General features: G+C 36.8%; 22 protein-coding genes. 17 read left to right on the forward strand and 5 right to left on the reverse strand.

Annotated elements, in window-relative coordinates; translation table 11 throughout:
- Window positions 1-32: 32 nt before the first annotated feature.
- A complete protein-coding gene (locus BMY13_RS10290; protein WP_092504420.1) occupies window positions 33-575 on the forward strand; it encodes a GNAT family N-acetyltransferase in 543 nt (180 codons plus the stop codon).
- A gap of 509 nt (window positions 576-1084) precedes the next feature.
- On the opposite strand, the gene BMY13_RS10295 is transcribed toward BMY13_RS10290, so the two are convergent.
- Window positions 1085-1951, reverse strand: coding sequence for a cation diffusion facilitator family transporter (locus BMY13_RS10295; protein ID WP_092504422.1), 867 nt, complete (start codon window positions 1949-1951; stop codon window positions 1085-1087).
- A 356-nt stretch (window positions 1952-2307) separates the two neighbouring features.
- Here BMY13_RS10295 and BMY13_RS10300 point away from each other — a divergent pair, with 356 nt between their 5' ends.
- The 5 genes from BMY13_RS10300 (at window position 2308) to BMY13_RS19490 (ending at window position 6984) form a co-directional block, all read left to right on the forward strand.
- Window positions 2308-3507, forward strand: a complete 1200-nt coding sequence (locus tag BMY13_RS10300; protein WP_092504424.1) for an MFS transporter — start codon at window positions 2308-2310, stop codon at window positions 3505-3507.
- Between the two features lie 86 nt (window positions 3508-3593).
- The gene (locus BMY13_RS10305) at window positions 3594-3827 is read left to right on the forward strand and encodes an IDEAL domain-containing protein (protein ID WP_092493576.1); all 234 of its coding nucleotides are present in this window, start codon (window positions 3594-3596) and stop codon (window positions 3825-3827) included.
- Window positions 3828-3932: 105 nt separating this feature from the next.
- Window positions 3933-5399, forward strand: a complete 1467-nt coding sequence (locus tag BMY13_RS10310; protein WP_092504426.1) for a methyl-accepting chemotaxis protein — start codon at window positions 3933-3935, stop codon at window positions 5397-5399.
- A 120-nt stretch (window positions 5400-5519) separates the two neighbouring features.
- Window positions 5520-6818 (forward strand): MFS transporter, encoded by a 1299-nt coding sequence (locus BMY13_RS10315; protein ID WP_092493578.1) that lies wholly within the window; start codon window positions 5520-5522, stop codon window positions 6816-6818.
- 13 nt (window positions 6819-6831) lie between these two features.
- Entirely contained in the window at window positions 6832-6984 is a 153-nt protein-coding gene (locus BMY13_RS19490) for a hypothetical protein (RefSeq protein ID WP_175476770.1), read from the forward strand.
- Between the two features lie 315 nt (window positions 6985-7299).
- On the opposite strand, the gene BMY13_RS10320 is transcribed toward BMY13_RS19490, so the two are convergent.
- Window positions 7300-8214 carry a zinc dependent phospholipase C family protein gene (locus BMY13_RS10320; RefSeq protein WP_092504428.1) on the reverse strand — a complete coding sequence of 305 codons (915 nt, stop codon included), beginning with the start codon at window positions 8212-8214 and terminating at the stop codon, window positions 7300-7302.
- Between the two features lie 322 nt (window positions 8215-8536).
- On the opposite strand from BMY13_RS10320, the gene fumC reads away from it, so the two are divergent.
- A complete protein-coding gene (gene fumC / locus BMY13_RS10325) occupies window positions 8537-9922 on the forward strand; it encodes a class II fumarate hydratase (protein WP_092504430.1) in 1386 nt (461 codons plus the stop codon).
- A gap of 159 nt (window positions 9923-10081) precedes the next feature.
- A complete protein-coding gene (locus tag BMY13_RS10330) occupies window positions 10082-10285 on the forward strand; it encodes an alpha/beta-type small acid-soluble spore protein (protein ID WP_092493581.1) in 204 nt (67 codons plus the stop codon).
- Between the two features lie 131 nt (window positions 10286-10416).
- On the opposite strand, the gene BMY13_RS10335 is transcribed toward BMY13_RS10330, so the two are convergent.
- Together BMY13_RS10335 and BMY13_RS10340 are read right to left on the reverse strand one after the other, a co-directional pair.
- The gene (locus BMY13_RS10335) at window positions 10417-11514 is read right to left on the reverse strand and encodes an ABC transporter ATP-binding protein (protein WP_092504432.1); all 1098 of its coding nucleotides are present in this window, start codon (window positions 11512-11514) and stop codon (window positions 10417-10419) included.
- A 223-nt stretch (window positions 11515-11737) separates the two neighbouring features.
- Window positions 11738-12622 carry a PucR family transcriptional regulator gene (locus tag BMY13_RS10340; protein WP_175476771.1) on the reverse strand — a complete coding sequence of 295 codons (885 nt, stop codon included), beginning with the start codon at window positions 12620-12622 and terminating at the stop codon, window positions 11738-11740.
- A gap of 155 nt (window positions 12623-12777) precedes the next feature.
- Between BMY13_RS10340 and BMY13_RS10345 the strand changes: the two genes are divergently transcribed.
- Both BMY13_RS10345 and BMY13_RS10350 read left to right on the forward strand, forming a co-directional pair.
- Window positions 12778-13140: a YlbF/YmcA family competence regulator gene (locus BMY13_RS10345; protein WP_092493584.1), complete on the forward strand. Its 363-nt coding sequence runs from the start codon at window positions 12778-12780 to the stop codon at window positions 13138-13140.
- A 209-nt stretch (window positions 13141-13349) separates the two neighbouring features.
- Window positions 13350-14120 (forward strand): enoyl-CoA hydratase, encoded by a 771-nt coding sequence (locus BMY13_RS10350; RefSeq protein WP_092504436.1) that lies wholly within the window; start codon window positions 13350-13352, stop codon window positions 14118-14120.
- Between the two features lie 113 nt (window positions 14121-14233).
- On the opposite strand, the gene BMY13_RS10355 is transcribed toward BMY13_RS10350, so the two are convergent.
- On the reverse strand, window positions 14234-14419 hold the full coding sequence (locus BMY13_RS10355; protein ID WP_092493586.1) for a YhzD family protein: 186 nt from the start codon (window positions 14417-14419) through the stop codon (window positions 14234-14236).
- 136 nt (window positions 14420-14555) lie between these two features.
- On the opposite strand from BMY13_RS10355, the gene BMY13_RS10360 reads away from it, so the two are divergent.
- From BMY13_RS10360 to BMY13_RS10390, 7 genes are all read left to right on the forward strand, one after another.
- Window positions 14556-15455 carry an ABC transporter ATP-binding protein gene (locus tag BMY13_RS10360; RefSeq protein ID WP_092504438.1) on the forward strand — a complete coding sequence of 300 codons (900 nt, stop codon included), beginning with the start codon at window positions 14556-14558 and terminating at the stop codon, window positions 15453-15455.
- Complete coding sequence (locus tag BMY13_RS10365; protein WP_092504440.1) at window positions 15448-16695, forward strand: ABC transporter permease; 1248 nt, start codon at window positions 15448-15450, stop codon at window positions 16693-16695. Before BMY13_RS10360 ends, BMY13_RS10365 begins: the two co-directional genes overlap by 8 nt.
- Before the next feature lie 135 nt (window positions 16696-16830).
- On the forward strand, window positions 16831-18045 hold the full coding sequence (locus BMY13_RS10370) for a metallophosphoesterase family protein (protein WP_281243703.1): 1215 nt from the start codon (window positions 16831-16833) through the stop codon (window positions 18043-18045).
- A 1-nt stretch (window position 18046) separates the two neighbouring features.
- Window positions 18047-21013 carry an ATP-binding protein gene (locus BMY13_RS10375; RefSeq protein WP_175476772.1) on the forward strand — a complete coding sequence of 989 codons (2967 nt, stop codon included), beginning with the start codon at window positions 18047-18049 and terminating at the stop codon, window positions 21011-21013.
- An 84-nt stretch (window positions 21014-21097) separates the two neighbouring features.
- Complete coding sequence (locus BMY13_RS10380; RefSeq protein WP_092493591.1) at window positions 21098-21649, forward strand: GbsR/MarR family transcriptional regulator; 552 nt, start codon at window positions 21098-21100, stop codon at window positions 21647-21649.
- A 347-nt stretch (window positions 21650-21996) separates the two neighbouring features.
- Window positions 21997-22944 carry a 3'-5' exoribonuclease YhaM gene (yhaM, locus tag BMY13_RS10385; RefSeq protein ID WP_092493592.1) on the forward strand — a complete coding sequence of 316 codons (948 nt, stop codon included), beginning with the start codon at window positions 21997-21999 and terminating at the stop codon, window positions 22942-22944.
- Window positions 22945-23014: 70 nt separating this feature from the next.
- Window positions 23015-23212 (forward strand): sporulation YhaL family protein, encoded by a 198-nt coding sequence (locus tag BMY13_RS10390; protein ID WP_092493593.1) that lies wholly within the window; start codon window positions 23015-23017, stop codon window positions 23210-23212.
- Window positions 23213-23405: the final 193 nt, after the last annotated feature.

Below are 23405 nucleotides of genomic sequence, written 5' to 3' on the forward strand. Positions count from 1 at the left end.
GAATGTTTTTGACGATAACAGGGGGTTATCACATGTTTACAATTCGTAAGGCTGTTTACGACGATGCTGCAGCGATTGCAGATATTCATGTAAGCAGCTGGAAAAGTACGTATGACGATTTACTTGATGAGCAGGATATATCCAATATTACATATGAAAATCGTAAAGCATTATGGGAAACTATTTTACGTATCCAAAAAGAAGAGCAATGCACACTTGTCATTTACAACGACGACAAGATTGTTGGTTTTGTTTCTGGCGGACCGGAGCGAACAAAGCGGTTTGACTATGATAGTGAAATCTACACGATTTATCTATTGGATGAATTTCAACGAAAGGGTTTGGGTGGCAAACTTCTAAAGGCTTTCAGCGAAGAAATGCAGGCAATGGGGCATAAATCTCTCCTCGTCTGGATTCTTAAACAGAACCCTTCCAGTCGCTTTTATGAACGATTCCTAGCTGAACCTGTCGGGGAAGAAGAAACAACCATTGGTGAAGGAACCTATCAGGAAACAGCATATGGCTGGGAAGATATTGACAAACTGCTGAACAGACTGTCTGAAACTAATCTCTAATGAAGACTCGTTCGTAAGTTTTGTTGCATTTTAATCTTTGCAGTTGATATAAACTATTAAACAGACTAAAAGTAACCGGAAACGTAGTATGTAGTGAGATTCTCTAACCACGCAGCTGGAATATACTCGCACACCTAGGGCTCACCACGAGCCTTCGACGCATAGGATGTGCTAGTACGGACGTTGCCACAGGACGTGGCGTACTTAGTCTGCCTCGCTCGCGAAAAACGCTCACTGTGGGGTCTCTTTGGCTCGCTGTCCCACAGGAGTCTCGCATATTCCAGCTGCTGGGTAAAATGATTTCACCGCAATATACATTACATTGTTTATTTCCGGAGTGGTGTCATAGCACTCATCTTATAAAGGATGGAAGGAATTAACTATAAAGTTGTATCGCATAAATCTCTTTTCCTTATAACTAAAACCTTTAAGAAAACCGTCTTAATGGAATACTTCTATCAATAAAAAAAGTGCCTATCCGCTCAAATTATGAGCAGATAGGCACTTTATTATTGATATGGCTCTATATGAATGTGAGCGTATGGGATATTATGCTCTTGATCCAGTAGTGTTTCGATTTCCTCTGTAATAGCATGGCTTTCTTTTACATTTAATTGAGGATCTACAAGGATGGTAATATCTATAAAAGATTGATTGCCATGTACTCTTCCTTTAATATCTATTACCTCTTTTACTTCAGGAACTTCTGCAATGCTGGATTTTATTTTCATAATCTGCTTTTCATCAAATCCATCCGTTAACGTATGTGTCGAATCTTTAAAAATATCCCAAGCAGTTTTACATATGATAATACCAACAACTAATCCGGCTAACGGATCAAGCCAAAAAAGTCCGAGTTGTGCACCGATAATTCCCACAAAAGCTCCAACACTTACAAAGGCATCTGAACGGTTGTCCTGTGCAGCGGCATACAGTGAACTGCTTTCTACCTTTTTGGATAAGGAAAGATTATATCGGTAAACCATGAACATAATGATAGCAGCGCTTAATGCTGTCCAAGCTGTTAGCATATTAGGCTGAGTTGTTTCGCTCGTAAATAATTTACTAAATGTATCGATTATTACTTGTATCCCAACAGTCATCATAATAAAAGCCGCGAACAGGGAAGCAATAGTTTCTGCACGATAATGCCCATAATGATGGTCTTCGTCAGGGGGCTTCCTTGATATTTTCAATCCAATTAATACTGCAATCGAGGCTATTACATCAGTGGTGTTGTTAAATCCATCTGCACGCAATGCCTCTGAACTGCCGATATAGGCGATTATTAACTTAGAGATAGAAAGTATGATGTAAGCAATAATGCTTATCCATGCACCCTTTTCACCTTTTTTTAGATTATCTGCATGCCCCATGAAATGGCCTCCATTTTATTCACTGCATAAGCACAACTAAGGCTCTAGCCATTAAGTATGGCACCTCAAAGTATAAACGGTTCCTAGAAGCAAATTACGCTTTCATAAGAATTACTTTAACGAATGCCAAGTTTTCTAACATTTTATTCTAACGATTGTGTCAGCTATAACAGTCTATCAAAGCATTGTGCGATAAGTCTAGAGAAAAAGTAAAGGATACGGTTATATGTTTTGTGAGTTATAAAATAAGTTTCGTTTGGTGAAAAATGACAAGCACCTAAACGAGAATAATTATCTTGCTTAGGTGAATAGTAATTTTAGTGATTATTTTACAAAAGAAGGACTGTGAATGTAATATGGCGAAACAGAATGACGCTCATGATAAGCGCTGGGCAGTTATATCATTAGCGTCTATTCCACTAATTATGACTTTGGGAAATTCCATGCTTATTCCAATATTACCTTTAATGGAAAAAGAACTTGATATTTCCAAACTGCAATCAAGTTATATTATTACGATGTATTCAATTGTAGCTATTTTTTTCATCCCATTAGCAGGCTTCTTATCAGACCGGTATGGCAGGAAGAAGGTAATTATTCCTTCATTAATTATTACTGGATTGGGGGGATTAATTGCGGGATGGGCTTCCAATAGTATGAGTGATCCGTATCTCATGATTATAGTTGGTAGAATTCTACAGGGAATAGGCGCATCAGGTGCTGCCCCGATTGTACTTCCGCTTGTAGGCGATATGTTTCGAGATGATAAAGAAGCGAGCACAACGCTTGGCATTATAGAAACATCCAACACAATTGGCAAGGTGTTAAGTCCGATATTAGGTGCTGTCCTGGCAGCATTTATTTGGTTTTTACCGTTTTATTCAATTCCAGTATTTTGTGCTGTATCCGTTTTGATGGTGGGATTTCTTGTGAAAAACAAAGGGGGAGAGGAAGAGCATACAAGTTTTAAGAAATACTGGGGATTGGCTAAAGAAACGTTGAAGGAACATGGAAAGTGGCTAATTGCCGTATTTCTTATTGGAGCTATATTAATGTTTATTTTGTTTGGATTCTTGTTTTATCTTTCAAGTATTTTAGAAGATAAGTATGATTATAAAGGTATTTGGAAAGGGGTACTTCTTGCCATTCCTTTACTGGCCTTATCGATTGCCTCATTTATAGCCGGAAGGAAAATAAATGATAACTTAAAAGTAATGAAATGGATAACCTTTATTGGCATTATACTCACTGGGGCATCAGTTGCGGTGATCCCGTTCATGGATCATCCAGTATACCTTTTATCTATTTTCCTTATATGTGGAAGCGGAATAGGGATGTCACTGCCTTGTATGGATGCATTAATCACTGAGAGCTTGGAAAAGGATGTGCGAGGTGTAATTACATCCATTTACAGTGCCATGCGTTTTATTGGGGTTGCAGCAGGACCGCCAGTAATTGCAATTATGATGAAGGGAAATATTATCTGGATGGTTAGCCTTTTAACGATTTTTGCGCTAGGAGCAGGTTTACTTGCATATCGAAACATTAACCCGTGAAAAAATATTGCAGCACATTAATATTATTGTTGCAATTATTCGCAAATTTTAGGATAATAGAAAAAAGGAACAAAGGGGCGTGTTCCATGAAAAAGCAGAAATTAGTTTATCGATATGTAAGATATGATGGAAAAGCACTTGACGCCAAAAGGGAAGTTTCATATGAATTAAAGCTTTCATCACGGATGTTACTGGATGAGTTATGCTTTAATTGGAATAAGGAGAGACTGGAAACTGCGATAAACAGCTCTATTGACACGGGAAATAAAAAGAAGTTCTTTCAGTTAAGTAAGGAATACAGACATTATATTTGGGAGTAATCCCAATTTGCATCAAGATTGCCTTACCTTTGTTTGGTGAGGCTTTTTTGATGGGATATAAATAGTTCTTTTTACATAGAAGCTAGTCATATTGGGGGAGAATGAATGGAAGATAATAATCACTCTATTGTACATAAACAAAACCGTATACTTTTTTATATTTTGTTATTTTCGTTGTTTTTGGGTGTAGGAGCAGAGCTTGTTGTCGGAGCACCAACAGAAAATCTTATTGCACTTGGTATTGGTGGAGGATTTAGTGTAGCAATAATTGGTATATTTCATTATAAACAGATATTTACCAAGACAGTTCCTTATTTAGCAATTATAAGTTTATCTGGAGTCGCGTTCATTATTATTTTAAGTTCTGATTATGTAACGAATATGCTATTTACCTTTTATGTTCTGGCTGTAGCAGCGATATCTCTTTCGTTAACAGTTTTAGTTACAGGAGGTTTCTTTGGGCTGTCATTACTAACCTTTTTTGTTATCTCAAAAGGAGAAATAATCGGATTCGACGCGAGGGCTACTGCTATTACAATTGTATTTTTTGCCCTGGTATTTGCTGTTTTAGTAATTCAGGTGAGGGTAGCAAGGAAACTGCTTACAGATGCCAAGAGTGCTTTAACTGACAGCGAAAACCATTCCGAAAATCAAAGGAAACAGGCTGAAGTCGTAGAAGCAAGTGCAACAAATGTTAGGTCACAAATGACTATTATTGAGCAGGATAGCAACTTAAACTCACAATCAATGCAGGAGATGCGCCTGGCATTTCAGGAAATCACAAAAGCCAGTCAGACACAGGCAGAATCTGCAACTACCATTTCAACTACAATCGAACAAACGGGGGAAAAATTGTCCAAAATGATCCATTCTTTCTCTCAGAGTACTGCAGATGGAGAAGAATTAAAAGAATTATCGATGGAAGGCCAACAATCCATGGAAAACCTCTCCGCCACAATGGAAGGGTTTCAGCAATCCTTTGAACAGCTCGGTACAAACATGAATAATCTTGTTCATAAAATGCAAGAAAATAATACGTTTACAGAAAAAATCCAGGACATAGCAGCACAGACTAACTTGTTAGCGTTGAATGCAAGTATTGAGGCAGCCAGAGCTGGAGAGTCAGGAAAAGGTTTTGCTGTTGTAGCCGGAGAAGTTCGTAAGTTGGCTGAAGTTTCCCAACACACTGCACAGCAAATTAGTCAGAACCTGCAAATTATTGAAGACCATGCAAGACAAGCCCAGCAGGAAGTAGACAATAACAAGGAGCAATTGCAGAAGAGTGCCATAAGTGTACAAGAAACAAAAGTCAATTTTGAAAAAATCACTGGTCAGCTTATCAACTTTATTAAGTATTTAGGTTATTTAGCAAAACAGGCTAATGATATACAAGCATCATCTGAAACAATAGATGGGTCAGTTGATCAATTGGCTTCCTTAATTGAAGAAACTACGGCAACCATCCAGGAATTGGAGGCAATGCTTGAAGAGCAGGTTGACCGCATGACTAATTTGGCTTCTGCTATTGAAGAAACAAATGAAGTAGCAGCAACGTTGGAAAAAGCAAAATAATCCAGAATTTATTATACGAGGAAGTGCATATTTTATATGACATTTCCTCGTTATTTATTTATTATTTTTTCTAATATTTAAATTTATTTGATATGCTTAAGACATAAGGGGGGAATGTACATGAAGAAAAAGACTGTCTTTAGTTGGATGTTATATGATTTTGGTAATTCGGCATTTGCAACTACCATAATGGCAGCAGTTCTTCCTGTTTTCTACTATGATGTAGCAGCAGTTGGTGTAGACCAATCGCTTGCTGATAGTTACTGGGGATATTCACAGTCAATTGCTGCATTAATTGTCGCTGTGATGGCACCCTTTTTGGGGGCAATCAGTGATTTTTCAGCAGCTAAAAAGAAATTTTTACGGTTTTTCGCTTTTATGGGGATTGTTGCAAGTATTTTACTAGCCTTTGTTGGTGAAGGAGATTACATATTTGCTTCTCTTTTATTAATAATTGGAACAGTGGGTTTTTCAAGCGCCAATATTTTTTATGATGCCTTTTTACCTGAAATAGCTGATGAGGACGATATAGATAAAATTTCATCCTACGGCTTTGCATTCGGTTATATTGGTGGTGGTGTTTTATTAGCCATAAATATTTTAATGATACTTAAGTACTCTTGGTTCGGTATGCCCAATGCAGCAGTTGCAAGCCAAGTATCATTCGTTACGGTAGGTATATGGTGGTTTATATTCTCACTGCCGTTGCTAAAAAATATTAAGGAAGAAAAGAAAGTAAAAACAAAGCGTGACCGGTCTTATGTAGCGATAGGATTTTCAAGAGTAACCAATACATTTAAGGAAATTAAGCAGTACAAGCACTTATTAATATTTTTACTAGCTTTCTGGATGTACAATGACGGAATATCAACCATTATAAAGATGGCAACTATCTATGGACGTGATATTGGTATAGATTCCAATTCATTAATTGCTGCTTTGCTAATCACACAATTTGTCGGCATTCCATGTACTTTTTTCTTTGGTTGGCTGGCTAGTAAAATTACTGCCAAAAAGGCACTGTATATAACGTTATACGCTTACCTTGGTATCGTGATTTTAGGGTATTTTATGTCTTCCGCACTACATTTTTATTTACTGGCATTCTGTGTTGGCTTAGTACAGGGTGGGGCACAATCGCTCAGCAGATCTATATATGGAAGGATGGTACCGGCTAATAAACATGCAGAGTTCTTTGGATTTTATGGAATTTCGGCAAAATTTGCAGCCATCTTTGGACCATTCTTATTTGCGATAGTTGGACAGCTAACAGGCTCAAGCAGACTTGGTATCATTTCGCTTGTCATTTTCTTTATAGTCGGAATTGTTTTATTGAGATTTGTTAATATTGACCAAGGAGTAATGGAAGCTAAACGGCAAACGAATCAATCTGAGAAAATTGATATAAAACCACAATAAGAGGTGAAAAACTATGCGCATCAACAATATACGCAAAGCATTATATGGAATTGCTAAAATTTTAGGTGATGTAAATGCTGTTAAAAAAGGTAAAGTAGGTAAAAGGGTTGGGCGAAGAGTAGCAGGAAAAGGAACCGGAAAATTATTAGGTAAGTTGTTTAAATAAAAGATTTTTTTAGTAAGATTTGTTGCTTTTATTCTTTTATTCTTCGCGGTATACTTAAGCAACACCACAGATTAAAGGTCCGATTTGTGTGGCTCTTTGCATGCAGCCGCGACTTTTAAGACATAACGGATAGACTACTCGTAGCAGAATGAATACAGCAGTTATGTCACATTTTTTATCTGATACGACTTTGATTATGTAATATAAAGCGCTCAGGCTTGGCGATAAGCTAATTTTTCTAATTAACAGGCAAACTTTAAGAGAACAGCCCAATAAAAAACAGGAACACGAATCTCCACTCGTGTTCCTGTTTTTTTACACAATTGGTTCACTATATTTATTTTCCAGGTTTAGCTCAAGTGGCTTCCCGGTATCATATGATATGTTGCCAATTAATCCCCTCAGTTTATCCCAGGCAGAATTATCCCGTGATTGCCAATAGGAAAGCACTTCTGTCATAATTTCAATACCTTCCGTGCGTCCCTGTTCATATAGATCAATAAAGCTTTTAGAAGAAGGGGCATTTGTTGCTGGGTGGTACCATGTTGTATGTTGCAAATTCAAATAATCCACGTTACTTTTAATTGGCTGATGGGAATAAGATGAAATCAATGGTCTTAGTAGTACAATTTTCCATCCATGTGGATCAGCTAACAATTTTAGTGCCAATTTCATATCCCGGTAAGCTTTTTGGATGTAAGAAGTGGAATTACGATTGACCTCTGGATAATGGTTTTTAATAGTTGTATGCAGTAAATTAGTTATATTTTCATTAAATGAGTACCCAATATCGATTTCTTTATAAACTGGTGCTTTCCACGTTTTTAAATTATGATATTTTTCCATCATCAATGTATCAATGAGTACTTCGAGCTTTTGATGATCACTTCCATCATAGCCAGCACGGTAATGAATATATGGATGTGCATTACGGTCAAGGACATGATGTGTGACAAATCCAAATACATACGCTTGAACACGTCCGTCCATATCCTTTGCCTGATCAATTAAATCAATTAAAAATGCTCCGCAATTTTCCTTATGCAATATCATTCCGATGTCATGAACAGGTTCCTCTTTTATCCAAGGCCAGAAATTATAATAGAAAAAGGGATCTGGCCCTTGAGCACCTAATTTCATATATGACTCATATTGTGAAAATGGGTATGGATTTTTGATTGTATCCACAACATCTTCACAAAATAGCATATGTGTCCAAATATTTGGCATAGTGAAATCCTCCTTACATTAAGACGCATATAGAAGACTTCTGCTTATTAATGTATAGTAATTGCCGATTCTATAGAGTCTTTCAACATTAGAAAACTTGGCTTATCGCCTAGCCTTAGTTGCGCTTATGCAGTAAGAAAGGATTTATACTTTCTTAACTGCTAAATTAGTCTTTTATAGTATTATAAATGAAAACCAGCTGAATTTGTTAGTAAAATACGTACTATTTTGTGACTTCTACTTATTGTTAAGCTAACAATATTTCCATTAATTTTGTTACAATGGTAAAAGATATGATTATGATTACAAGGAGGCAACAGACATGGAATACCGTGTAGAAAAAGATACGCTAGGAGAAATAAATGTACCTGCTGAAAAGTATTGGGGTGCTCAAACACAACGAAGCAAACAAAACTTTCCAATAGGTGATGAAAAAATGCCTGCTGAAGTTATCAAAGCATTTGCTATTTTAAAGAAAAGTGCAGCGAAAGCTAATAGTGATTTAGGTCTGATGGACAAGAAGAAATCAGATGCTATTAGCTATGCAGCCGATCAAGTTATCGAAGGTAAGTTAGATGACCATTTCCCATTGGTTGTTTGGCAAACTGGAAGCGGTACACAATCAAATATGAATGTGAACGAAGTAATTGCTTATGCAGGTAATAAATGGCTTGAGGATGAGGGAAGCGATCTAAGACTTCACCCGAATGATGATGTGAATAAATCGCAAAGTTCTAATGATACATATCCGACAGCAATGCATATTGCCTCTGTTTTGAAGCTAGAGGATAAGGTTATTCCTGCACTGCAAACTTTAAAGGATACATTTAAAGTTAAAATGGATGCTTTTCAGGATATTGTGAAAATAGGTCGTACACATTTGCAGGATGCTACACCACTAACTTTAGGTCAGGAAATAAGTGGCTGGCACCGCATGCTGGAAAAGTCGGAAGTTATGATTTCTGAAAGCGTTCATCATGTAAAGGAACTAGCTATTGGTGGTACTGCTGTTGGGACAGGTCTAAATGCACATCCGGATTTCTCTGAGGCTGTTTGTGAAGCAATTAATGAAGTTACAGGAAAGGACTTTATTTCCGCACCTAATAAATTCCATGCTCTAACAAGTCATGATGAAACAGTGCATGCACATGGCGCGTTAAAAGGTTTAGCAGCTGATCTAATGAAGATTGCAAATGATGTACGCTGGTTAGCAAGCGGCCCACGTTGTGGAATAGGTGAAATTACCATTCCAGCAAATGAGCCAGGAAGTTCGATTATGCCTGGAAAAGTTAATCCAACCCAAAGTGAGGCAGTAACGATGGTCGCAGCCCAAGTAATGGGGAATGATGCCACGATAGGATTTGCAGCAAGTCAAGGGAATTTTGAGTTAAATGTATTTAAGCCTGTAATTGCTTATAATTTTCTTCAGTCCTGCGAAATTCTTTCAGATAGCATATTATCATTTGATGAACGCTGTGCCAAAGGTATCGAACCGAATCATGAACAAATTGAAAAATATTTAAATGATTCTTTAATGCTTGTTACCGCACTAAATCCACATATCGGCTATGAAAATGCAGCGAAAATTGCTAAAAAAGCCTTTGAGAATAATTCAACTTTAAAGGAAACTGCAGTAGAATCAGGGTTGCTGACTGAAGAAGAGTTTGAACAATATGTAAATCCAAAAGAGATGACATATCCAAAATAATTATTATTAAAAGAGCTTATTACTATGTAATAAGCTCTTTTAATTGTCCAGCGAAAAAGCTCGACCACACTTAATTGGGAGTTTAAGCAACAATTACCAACTGTATTCCGTCATAAGTTTTATAAATTTGCTAAAACTATGCTTACAGGAGGTGATAACATGGCTAATAACAACTCAAACAATTTAGTAGTACCTGGCGTACAACAAGCACTTGATCAGATGAAGTATGAAATCGCACAAGAGTTTGGTGTTCAATTAGGTCCAGATTCTACTTCACGTTCAAATGGCTCTGTTGGTGGTGAAATTACTAAACGCTTAGTGCAATCAGCACAACAGCAGTTTAGTGGACAACAACCTAAATAACCTATGGCTTAAAAGGGATAATCCCTTTAAAGAAATGATAGTTAAGAGGGAAGTCATAATGACTTCCCTCTTAAATTTAGCCTTAGTTGGTATTATTTTCAATATCATTTTAAATATACATCTAAATAAATTTAACGAACTCGCTGCTCTGTTTCAGTATCAAAGAAGTGTACTTTATTCATATCGAATGCTAGGTCGACTTCTTCACCGCCGTTAATGTCAGATCGAGAGTCAACACGTGCAACAAAGTCCTGCTCATTTACTTTTGAATATAGGTAAGACTCTGCACCCATTAATTCAGCTACTTCAATTGATGCTTTTATTTTAGTATCTGGGGTCGAATCAATGAATAGCGGCTCATCATGAATATCTTCAGGACGAATACCGAGTGTAACGTCTTTATCCAAATAACCTTGTTCACGTAAAACTTTCATTTTACCTTCTGGGACTTTTACTTTTGTATCCTCCATTACGAAATAGCCATCTTCCAATTTTCCGCTTAAGAAGTTCATGGAAGGAGATCCGATAAATCCTCCGACAAAGATATTTTCTGGTTTGTCATAGACATCTTTTGGTGCTCCTACTTGTTGGATATACCCGTCTTTCATAACAACTAGGCGTGTAGCCATCGTCATTGCTTCAGTTTGGTCGTGCGTTACATAAATAGTTGTTGTCTGAAGACGTTGATGCAATTTTTGAATTTCTGCACGCATTTGTACCCGTAATTTTGCATCAAGGTTTGATAAGGGTTCATCCATTAAAAATACCTTCGCATCCCGCACGATTGCACGTCCTAATGCTACACGCTGTCGTTGTCCGCCAGACAATGCTTTTGGTTTACGATCTAGGTATGCTTCCAATCCTAAAATATTGGCAGCATTATTAACACGTTGTTCTATTTCATCTTTTTTAAATTTACGCAGTTTTAACCCGAAAGCCATGTTGTCATATACATTCATATGGGGGTATAATGCGTAGTTTTGGAATACCATTGCTATATCACGGTCTTTGGGTGCTACATCATTCATTTTCTTATCATTAATATAAAGTTCCCCATCAGTAATCTCTTCTAGGCCAGCGATCATTCTTAGTGTTGTTGATTTCCCGCAACCAGAAGGTCCGACGAATACAATAAATTCTTTATCTTTAATTTCTAAGTCAAAGTCATCTACCGCGATAGCTTTTTTGTCATATGACTTCTTAATGTGTTGTAGTCGTAATTCAGCCATTATTACTCCTCCAATTATGTAAACGTTTTTATAATATAATTGTAGCTAATACTTGGCCCACCCGTAAATGGAAAAAGTGCACAAAGATTTTGAATTCTTTTGTGCACTTTTTTAAATATAAACTGCGCCACTGGAGCATGTTTATTTCCACTTCAGGCAGTTGTACTCCGCGGGCACGGCTTGAAAACCGCAGTTGCGCAGAGAAACATATTCGAAAAATGGCTTATTTATTGAGCTGCTTATTTATAGATATTGCAAGTAGTACAGTCATTGCCTGGTGAAATTGCCTAATATCGATACCGGTTTTTTCGGTAAATTTATCAAGCCGGTATTGTAAACTATTTCGGTGCATGTACAATTCTTTTGCTGTAACTGACACATTTAAGTTACAAGCAATAAACGTTTCAACTGTTTTTAACAGGTCCTGGTCGTGTATCGTTTCACCTAATACCGAATCAATTATATCAGCACGAGTATCACTTGCTATTTGATCAATAAGTATAAATGGAACAGCGTCAATGTATGTGGATACGGTCTTATCAGAATAAGAGAAAATTTTATTAGCCCCGTTAACTAATATCTGATGATTCCTGTTAGCTTTTGATAATGTATAAAGATAAGGTCCAACTACGAATTTAATTTTTACGTACAAGTCACTCATTAGTACATCGATTATTTGCTCATACGATATGTCTTCACTTGGATTTGTTTCTACAATGATTCCTTCATGATCGTTTTCAAAAAGTATTGGAACTTGTCTTGCATAAAATTCATTTATTGCCTCTTTAAAAGATTCAGGTTCAATTTGGAATGGCTGATACGAAAAATAGATAAAACGATATGTTAATGATCTAGTGTTATCTGAGATTTCGGTACTTATATATGTTTTCCATTGTTTTTCTTCTGCTGTCATTTCAGGAATGGAAATATTATATGGATATAAGAACATATGCAAAAGAGTTGAATCTTTTTCAGTAAGCTCTTTTCTATCAATGCCGATAACCTGTCCACCGTCTGTCATAAACCATTTAAATTTATCTCTAGTCTTATCGGATATTTCATTAAATAATACTAATGACGAAAAAATTTTGCGAAGTTGTTTTATCATTAAAATGCCTCTTCCTATAGGGCTTTTTTCCATTATAGCAGTATAAACGGATTTGAAAAAACAATTTTGCATTTTTAGCTATATTTCAAAATGGTATACATGCGTCAAAACGTTTGTTATAGTTATTTTAGTTAGAAAATGAAGGAGGATATAACGTGCCTAATATTTATGATAGTGCGTACGATTTAGAAAAATCAATTCGTGAAAGTGATGAATTCCAAAGTTTAAAAGAAGCATATGATGCAGTAATGAGTGACGAATCTGCCAAGCAAATGTTTGATAATTTCAGAAATACTCAAATGGAATTACAAGAAAAGCAAATGCAAGGTCAGGAAATCTCAGAAGAGGAAGTTGAACAAGCACGTAAAGTTGTAGAAACAGTTCAACAGCATGAAGATATTTCAAAATTGATGGAGCAGGAGCAGCGCTTAAATCTTGTGATCAATGAAGTGAGCCAAATCATTACGAAGCCATTAGAAGAACTTTATGGTACTTCTGAAGAGGAATCAAACGAATAATTAAGTAAAAGTCCGCACCTTAAATGTTGCGGGCTTTTGTTATTTTTATAAGGCTTTTCAGGAATTTTGTTGCTCTTTAACCCATGCAATTTATACCTGTTGTATCAATAACAACGATCTTTAAAAAAACAGTATTTAATAAAGGATTTTGTCTATGGATGGCGAATATTATATTATGATAGAAATTTTTAAATAAAGGGGATACCGTGATGAGTACTGTTTTATTCGAGAGCAAGAATAATATATCTTATATTACGTTAAATCGGACTGATCGATACAATGCTTTGAATAAAGATATGCTTATGGAATTACATGATGTGCTGGAGCAGATTGAAAAAAATGACGATAAAATTGTTATTCTGAGTGGAAAAGGAAAAGCATTTTGTGCAGGTGGAGACATTGGTATGATGACTGAATTTGCTGACAAGAACTATTATGAACATATAATGAAGACCATTGAAGCAATTGCTCTAAAGCTGTACATGATGCCTAAGATTGTTATATCGGCTGTTCAGGGATCAGCTGTTGGCTTAGGGTTGAGCCTTGCACTAACCGCAGATTATGTTGTGGCTCAAAATGAATCCAAGCTTGGGATGCTATTTATAGGAATTGGATTAGCACCTGATGGAGGTGGACACTTCCTGTTACGCGAACGTATAGGTACACATAAGGCAAAACAATTTATATGGGAGAAGCAGCAATTAACAGGAACAGATGCAAAGGAAATTGGTCTTGTAGATGTGCTTGCGGATAAGCAAGCTATCGATCACGCAACTGAGATGGCCAATCAGATGTTAGTTGCACCAATTGTGGCAATGCTGAAAACAAAAATAATGTATCATCAAAGTAATGAGAAAGAATTAACCTACTATATGGAAGCTGAGCGAAAGTCACAATGGGAACTTCGAAATACGGAAGATCACCAGGAAGGTGTAAGCTCGTTTTTAAACAAACGTAAACCCTCATTCAAAGGACAATAACCTATTCTTATTATTAAAATCGTTTCTGAATGCAAAAAGGTGGCACTGAAAAAATAAAATTTTTTAATGCCACCTTTTTACGCTGAGATTCGATTGTAGGAGAGAAGATCGGTTTATCTATGAAACAATACTAACTTTGCATCAGGAGATACACAACGGTGTGTATGTTCACTGTAACCTTCTTCATCTAATCTTGCCGCACCAATTTTTTTGGCTTCATCATTACTGGGAGCTTCGAAAGATTCATCAAGTAGCTTTTCCCCTGATTTGTCAAAAACAGTTAACACGTAAGTTCGCATTTCTTGTTCCTCCTTGAAGTATATATATCTACCTTATAATTTCTTCAGCCGTTGGGATTTTCCTGCTAAAATGAAAAAATTATGAAACCATCTGCTAATGTAAACGTACCATAAAACAGGGAAGGAGAGAAGAAATTTGACATTAAAAATTAAAGAAGTAACGAAACGATTTGGAAGTACCACTGCAGTTGATCATCTTTCCATTGAAATTCCTGAAAAAGAAATGTTCGGTTTCTTAGGTGGAAATGGTGCGGGTAAAACAACAACTTTTCGAATGATTCTTGGATTATTGGATATTACGGATGGTGATATTTCATGGAATGGCGAATCCATCGGCTATGATAAAAGTCATTTAATTGGGTATTTACCTGAAGAACGAGGGCTATATCCCAAGCTGAAGGTTCGTGACCAGTTAATTTACCTTGGAAAACTTCGTGGTATGAGTAAAAGCGAGGTGGTTACAGAGCTTGAAGGCTGGCTTGATCGCTTTAAAGTACCAGAATACATAGATAAAAAAGTAGAAGAACTATCAAAAGGTAATCAGCAAAAGATCCAGTTTATCTCTGCTGTTATCCATAAACCAAAACTGCTTATTCTTGATGAGCCATTTTCTGGCCTGGACCCAATCAATGTTGAAATGTTAAAAGAAGCTGTTGTAAACCTTAAGGAACAAGGGACATCCATTGTCTTTTCATCACATCAGATGGATCATGTAGAGGAACTTTGTGAACATTTATGTATCTTACATAAAGGAAAACCGGTTGTTCAAGGGTCACTCAGGGAAATTAAAAAGTCGTTTGGGAAAAAGAATTTAATTGTCCATGCAGATTTCCCAGTAGACTTTTTGAAGGATTTTGCTGGAGTTCTGCACTATAAATCTGTGACAGAAGGCTGTGAGCTTCAGATTGAGAGCGAGACAGTCGCACAGAGACTATTTGAAGCACTTCATGGAAAAGGCTTCGTGCGCAAGTTTGAACTTGAGGAGCCAACTTTAAGTGATATATTCATTGAGAAGGTAGGTGCTTCCTATGAATAAGTTTTGGATTATTTTATCCCATACATATATGACGAAATTTAAAACAAAATCATTTTTAATCAGTACGATTATTTCGTTAGTGTTTATTTTTGCCATCGCAAACATCCAGACTATAACGGAAACATTTTCGGGAGACACAGACAAAATTGCTGTAATCGATGAATCGGGAGAGTTATTTACACCGCTGGAAGAAAGTGTTGAAGGGTCAACAGATGAGATGGACCTGATAGCGTTTGAAGGGGCAGAAGAGGATGGCAAAAACGCTGTACAGGATGAAGAATATGCCGCGTTGATTACATTATCGTTAAACGCTGAAGGATTGCCAGAAGCAACCTACTTTGCCAATAATATTGCTGAAGCAGGGGAACAGTCAGTTATTCAGCAGCAACTGCAACAATTAAAGGTTGCAGCGGCGACACAACAAGCTGGTGTTGACCAGGAAACTATCACCGAAATATATTCACCTGTGACCTTTAGTAAGATTGCTTTAGATGATAGTGCAAAAACCGCAGAAGAATTGAATCAGGCAAGAGGAATTGTTTATGTTATGCTCTTCCTGTTGTATATATCCGTGATCACATATGGAACGATGATCGCCAATGATGTTGCTACCGAGAAGTCCTCACGGGTTATGGAAATTTTAATTTCAAGTGCATCACCGGTTACACATATGTTTGCGAAGATCGTCGGTATTGCTTTATTGGGCCTTACGCAGGTTGGAATTATTATCGGTGTAGGTTACTCCCTTATTATGTCTAAACAGGAGGAACTGACTGGAGGCGTTTTTGATTACTTCGGAATTCAGAATACATCTGCTTCCGTGTATATATATGCAATTGTATTTTTCCTGCTTGGATACTTACTGTACGCAACACTAGCTGCAATGTTAGGTTCGCTTGTAAGCAGAACAGAAGATGTCCAGCAAATGATAATGCCAATGATATTACTGGTTATGATTGCATTTTTTATTGCTATGTTTGGACTTGAAGCGCCGGATTCATCATTTGTGAAGATAACTTCCTATATTCCATTTTTCGCACCGATGCTCATGTTCCTACGTGTTGGGATGCTTGATATTCCATTTTGGGAAGTCGCATTATCAATTGGGATCCTAATTGCAACTATATTACTCTTTGCCGCAATTGGCGCACGGGTTTATAAAGGTGGAGTCTTAATGTATGGCCGTTCAAGCTCACTAAAAGATGTAAAAAAGGCAATAGCCTTATCCAAAAAAGAATAGTATAAAAAGGTCACTTTCACGTGACCTTTTTAAATGACTTTATACGAACGTGCATTCGTACATGGTTTTTGGTAAAATGGAAATATATATTCTATTTAAAAAGAGGGTGATCATATCGCAGAACAAATTTCATTTATTCATGCAGCGGACTTGCACCTGGATAGCCCGTTCAAGGGGCTTGCACATATTACCGAGCATATTTTTAAGAAAGTAAGAAACAGTACATTTAGTGCATTAGATCGTTTAGTTAAAACAGCAATTGATAATAAAGTTGATTTTGTGCTGATTGTTGGTGACTTATTTGATAATGAAAAACAGAGTCTAAAAGCACAGGTCCATTTACGAAAGGCATTTGAACAATTGCAGCACCATGATATAAATGTTTATTTATCCTATGGCAATCATGATTTTATTAATGGGAATATCCATCCTGTTACATATCCGGATAATGTTTTTATATTCCCTAATGAAAAAGTGACTCATTTTACGTTTAAAAAAGATAATGAAATCTGTGCGGCTATTTACGGATTCAGTTATGAAAATCGATCCGTGTTGTCAAAAAAGGCACAAGAATATCAACTACTTCCAGGGAAAATTCCATTCCATATCGGGATGCTTCATGGAAGCCTGCACAGTAATACCGATCACGATGTATATGCACCATTTTATTTATCGGATTTAACTGAAAAGAACTTTGATTATTGGGCGCTTGGCCATATTCATCAGCGAGAAGTATTAAAAGAGCATCCCTCTATTGTTTACCCTGGGAACATTCAAGGGCGGAACCGCAAAGAGACTGGGGATAAGGGGTGCTACCATGTAGTATTATCGAAAACAGATACAGCAATGACATTTATACCACTGCAGTCCCTTCAATATAATTCTTTAACTATAGATGTTTCTGATTGTGATGAACTTCATCAGTTAGAAACTAAAATACAGAGTGAAGTTAGCGAATATACAAAGGATTCAGGGCCACAGTTACTTCAGCTATTGTTTAAAAGCAATCAAGATAATCTGCAAAAGTGGAACGATGAACAAATGTTGGATGAAGTAATTGAGCTCGTTAATGAAACTATTCTCCATCAGGCAAATTGGAAATATATTTTTCGTTATCAGGTTGAACGTCTGTATTCTATAGACAATGAACTGGCACAGGGAGAGCACTTTGTAGGGGAATTAATTCGCCACTTTGACGAGGTATCCATCCAATCATATTTAAAGGAATTATATCAGCATAAACAGGCGAGGAAATACATGGAGCCGATCACTGGTGAAGATGAACTGCGTATTAAACACCAAGCAAAGCATATGCTGGTCCATGAGCTTTTAAAGAATGGAGGTGATTAACTTGCAAATAAGGCATGCAGCCATTTATGGTTTTGGGAAATGGGTTGATGACACAATTGACTTTTCAACTAGGCCATTTGTATGTGTGTATGGAGAGAATGAATCGGGAAAATCTACTTTACAGCATTATATATTATTTATGCTATTTGGATTACCTCCAAAAAAACGGGCATATTTTCAACCCAAAACAAGCGGGAAAATGGGTGGAAGACTAACGATATTCGACACTGATTATGGTGAATTTACGATTGAACGGATTGATGGAACACAGAACGGGTCAGCTACTTGTTACACGGCAGATGGTCAATCCCATGGAGAGGATTGGCTGCAGGAACGGTTGAACGGTATGACACAAGCAACATACCAATCCATTTTTTCCTTTTCTGCTGCTGATTTAATGAATATAAGAAATATGAAGGAAGATGAACTTGGGGAAGTATTGCTTGGAGTAGGGTTGACTGGCTCTAAAAATATTTATGCAATCGAAAAGCAACTGGACAATAGAATCGGTGAACTGTTTAAACCTTTCGGAAAGAAACCTGAAATTAATCAGCAGTTGGAAACGTTGGATGACTTGTTCACCTCATTACAAAGTTACCAAGAGACAGAATCAACTTATCGGGATAAAAAATCAAGCGTATTATCTATTACTGACGCTATCGAAAGAAATCAAGATCAACTGGAAAAGGCGAAAAAGGATCTCATTCGTACTGAAAAGAAACAGCAGGCCCTTCCAATTATTAAAGCGTACCAACGTGAGAAGGAACAACTCGCTGCTTTTCCTGCTGATATGATATTCCCTGAAAATGGAGTTGAACGATTTAATACACTAAAGGAAAAATTACTGCCTTTAAAAAGTGAATTATCCGTACTGCAGGATAATCAGGCTAAATATACAGAAAAAAAGGATACGCTCCATTCTAGCTTGCATGATGAAGCCGTATATAAAAATGCAGAAGCAATTATCCAGCAAAAACAGCATTACTTAGAGAATAAAAGGGAACAAGACAAGCAAGATAAGTCAATAAAGAAAATAGATATACAAATTGAGACAGAATTAGACCATTTAAATATTGGGATTACACGTGAGGATTTAACTGGAATTATCCTCCCATTTCATATTGAAAAATCGTGGAATCAGCTTAAGAATGATTTGGATCAGCTAATGCTAACAGAGGAACATATACAACAGGAGTACAGGCAATTAAAGAAAAATCGTGATTATATAATCAGCCAGCAGTCTGAGCTCACTGACTCACTTCTCCAGGAAAACTATGTTAGTAAGTTATCGAAACGAATCAATGATTATCAACATCAGGAATATCTAAAGAAAGCTAGAGAGGAAAATATTGAACAACAAAAAAACTGGAAGAAAGTAAAGGAGAAAAAAGAACGTCACACAAAACTATGGTTGATTGGAAGTGCTGTTGCTGCATTCCTCTTAAGTATTTTTGCGTTAATTCAGGGTCAGCCAGCATTATTTGGTGCGTCAGCTTTAATTCTTGCTGGTGGGATTATACAACAGGTAGTCAGAAGGAAATCCATGCTTGATATGGAAAGTATGTTGCAGAATAAGAAAGTAATCTCCGATCAGGTAACTGCTGAAGAAAGTTCTGAGGCAGAACAACTACTTGAAGCAAATGAACAAAAGAAAAACGAACTAGCTTCCATAAAGGATCGGTTGCGGTCAATTGATATTGAGTTGTTACAGTGGGAAGAAAAGAATAATGCCCTACAACAAAAGAAAGATCGTTTAAATAAGATGGTAATCTCTCAGCATGAGCAATATCCGTTTCTTAAGCAAATTGAGACAATGTATTGGCCTGAGTTTTTTCATACATTGAAACAGTTAATCAACTTTGATCGTGAAAGAAATCAATTAAAAAGGCAATTTGACACACTAGAGAAAGAAATGAATGATTTTCATGAGCAGCTTACTGCGTTTTACCAGGAAAGGAATTGGGAAACGAATAACACAGTTGAAGAAAAACTAGAAAAAATAGAGGAGCTATTGACTGAATATCAAAACGTAATTGGATTACTAGAACAATATGAAACGTGGATTACTGATAATGTCGATCAACAACGAGTGACGAAACAAAAAATGGACGTATATGAACAGGAAATAGCAGATTTAATTTCTTTTGCCAACACAGAAACAGAAGATGACTTTTTAAAACAAGCGAAACAATTTGAACAAAAGCAGAACCATGATAGTGAACTGAAACAGCTTAAAGCACAAATTGAACGAATTCTGCAAAATAAAGAAGATTTTAAAACGTTGCTGGAACAGGAAGGTATTCAGGAAAGTGAACTGGTAGTATACCAGGAACAAGTTACAGCGCAGATAGACAGACTCGAAAAAGAAATAGATAAGATGCGACAGGAACGCGCAGATATAGATGCAGACCTTTCAAATATGGAGTCCTCTGAGACGCACTCAGAAGTTTTACATCGATTTAATATGGAGCAGGAGCAACTGGAAAAATTAGCAGAAGAATGGTCTGTTTATAAAACTGCTAAAGAAATGTTAGTTGAAACAAAGCGTAATTACCGCGACAAATATATGGGGGTAGTAATTGAAAAGACAACAGCGTATTTTAGAGCACTGACAGCAAATAAATATAAACACATCTATGCTCCAAAAACCAACACTCCATTTCAGGTAGAATCTACTGATGGAATACGCTATCAAGCTCAAGAATTATCACAGGGAACAGTTGATCAACTTTATGTTTCTTTACGATTGGGAATAAGTGAAGTTATGAGTGAAAAACATCGCTTACCATTCATAATTGATGATGCTTTTGTCCACTTTGACTTGGAACGTACGAAACGGATAATAAAAATGCTGTCTGAATTTGCCAGGAACCAGCAAATTATTCTGTTTACATGTAAGAAAGATGTCGCGGATTTTGCAGGCTATACAAGCGTGATTAATCTGAGAAATTCTGTTAGCATAAATTAATCATTAATGATAAACTGTTTTCATATAACTGAGTCGGAATTTGACATTACTTAAGGACGAATATTGCAATTGGAGGGAAATCCATTGCCTAATGAGAACACCTCAAAAGACATAGAAAAATATGAAGAAACAATTGAAAAGTTTATTCAGGTAATAGCTAGAAACATGAATTTATATGGAATTACTTCCTCTGTAGGACGACTATATGGTGTTTTATATTTTTCAAATCAGCCAATGACATTGGATGATATGCGCGATGCATTAGAAATGAGTAAAACCAGTATGTCCACTGGAGTCCGTGCTTTATCTGATATGAAAATGGTTGAATCTACATTTAAAAAAGGAATACGAAAAGATTTATACCAATCTGAAGAAGACTGGTACAAGTCGTTTACGTCGTTATTCGGAAACCGTTGGCGTCAGCATACGGAAACAAATATTGAAGAGGCGGACGAGGCGATTGCAGAGTTAAATGAGATTTTACAAGAAACTGGTGATAACGATCTAAAGCGTAAGATTCATCAGGATATTGACCGGCTTCGATATGCACAAAATTATTATGAGTGGTTAATGCAAGTTATTCAGTTAATCGAATCAGGAAAGATTTTTGAATATATTCCAAAAAATGATAAATGAAGGCAGTTTTCTAAAAGATTGTTGCTATTAATATAAACTGCGATACAACTATGGGAATCCGATAGTTAACAATTAGTGAGGCTCTCTATCTACGCAGTTTTGGAATATACTCGCTTTCACCGCTCCGGGTACCAAGGCGACATCTGCTCAAGCTGAAGCTTTCACAGTATCTTCTTAGCCCTGGGCACACCACGAGCCTTCTTGCTCGCAAAAACATTCACGTCTTGTGAGCAACAAATTTTACCAAAAGAGCCTAAATTAAAAACACCGAAAAGAGATGGACATAAAAGTGGCGTAACACCTGTAATGCCTTTGTCGGTCTCTTTTGGTCTACGGGGAGGATTATGATGAAGAACGGAATAGGGAATTATAGTATTGGTGATGCTTTTGAAGATTTTATCTTAATAAAGGAAGCCTCTCGTGGAGTTACAAGTAACGGAAAACCGTTTCTTACTTTAATTTTACGTGATGCAACTGGTGAGATAGAAGCCAAGCTTTGGGATACCAATAAAGAAGATGAGGAAATTTTTGTACCAGAACAGATTGTGAAACTTACTGGAGAAATCAATCAGTTTCGAGGGAAAGCACAATTAAAAATTACTTCTATTCGGCCGGCGCAATCAACTGATGGTGTACAGGTATCTGACTTTGTGGCGAAGGCTCCAGTTGCAAAAGAAGTTTTAATGGAAAAATTAACAGAAACTATTTTTGAAATGAAAAATCCATATATGCAGCGAATCGTTCGTGCTTTTATTAAAAAGTATCAGGAGGCACTCTTAACATATCCGGCTGCAAGCAAGAATCATCATGAATATGTATCAGGCTTAGCACATCATATTGTAAGTATGCTTGCGCTGGCAAAAGAGCTGCATAAATTATACCCGGAGTTAAATAAAGACTTATTATACGCTGGCATTATATTACACGATCTTGGTAAACTTAAAGAATTATCTGGTGTTGTTACAACATCATATACAATTGAAGGAAAATTACTGGGGCATATACCAATGATGGTGGAGGAAATAGGACATATAGCTAAGGAACTGCAAATTGAAGGTGAAGAAGTCCTGATATTACAGCACCTGGTATTATCACATCACGGGAAAGCAGAGTGGGGGAGTCCTAAACCTCCATTAGTTCGGGAAGCAGAGCTATTACATCTAATCGATTTGATAGATGCAAAAATGAATATGCTAAATCGTTCGCTGGATAAAGTTAAACCAGGGGAATTCACAGAGCGAATGTTTGCAATGGATAATAGAGCATTCTATAAACCACTTTTCGAAGAGAACTAAGGAGTAGGTCATTTTTTTGCTGCTTTGTTCATATACATCTGATAGATTGATGGACAAGGAGGGCTAAATCGTGATAGTTGGAGTACCTTGGTGGGTTTTTATGCTTATTATTTTTATTTTTCTTAGTGGTTATATGGCTTTTAGAGCAATGCGTGCTGAAAAGCAACTGGAACACCAATTTATTGAACGTGAAGGCAAAATCTATATGGATCGCTTGGAAGAGGAACGCAAACATAAACAAGATAGGGAGCAGCATGTATCCCAATAAAAGACGGCTAGTCCATCATTGGTATGGACTAGCCGTTTTTGTTTAGGAAACTTTAAAATTTAAGTGCAGTGGATAACTGGACTGCAGAATCAGTCGCGTCCAGCTCCGACGTACAGGACGTACTAGCGCCTAGTGGACTTCCCTCCCCGTGTCTACGATAAGAAATAAAGGATGTTCGACTAAAACCACCACA

The organism is Virgibacillus subterraneus, assembly GCF_900110695.1.
In the GTDB taxonomy this organism is placed as follows: Bacteria; Bacillota; Bacilli; order Bacillales; family Amphibacillaceae; genus Lentibacillus; species Lentibacillus subterraneus.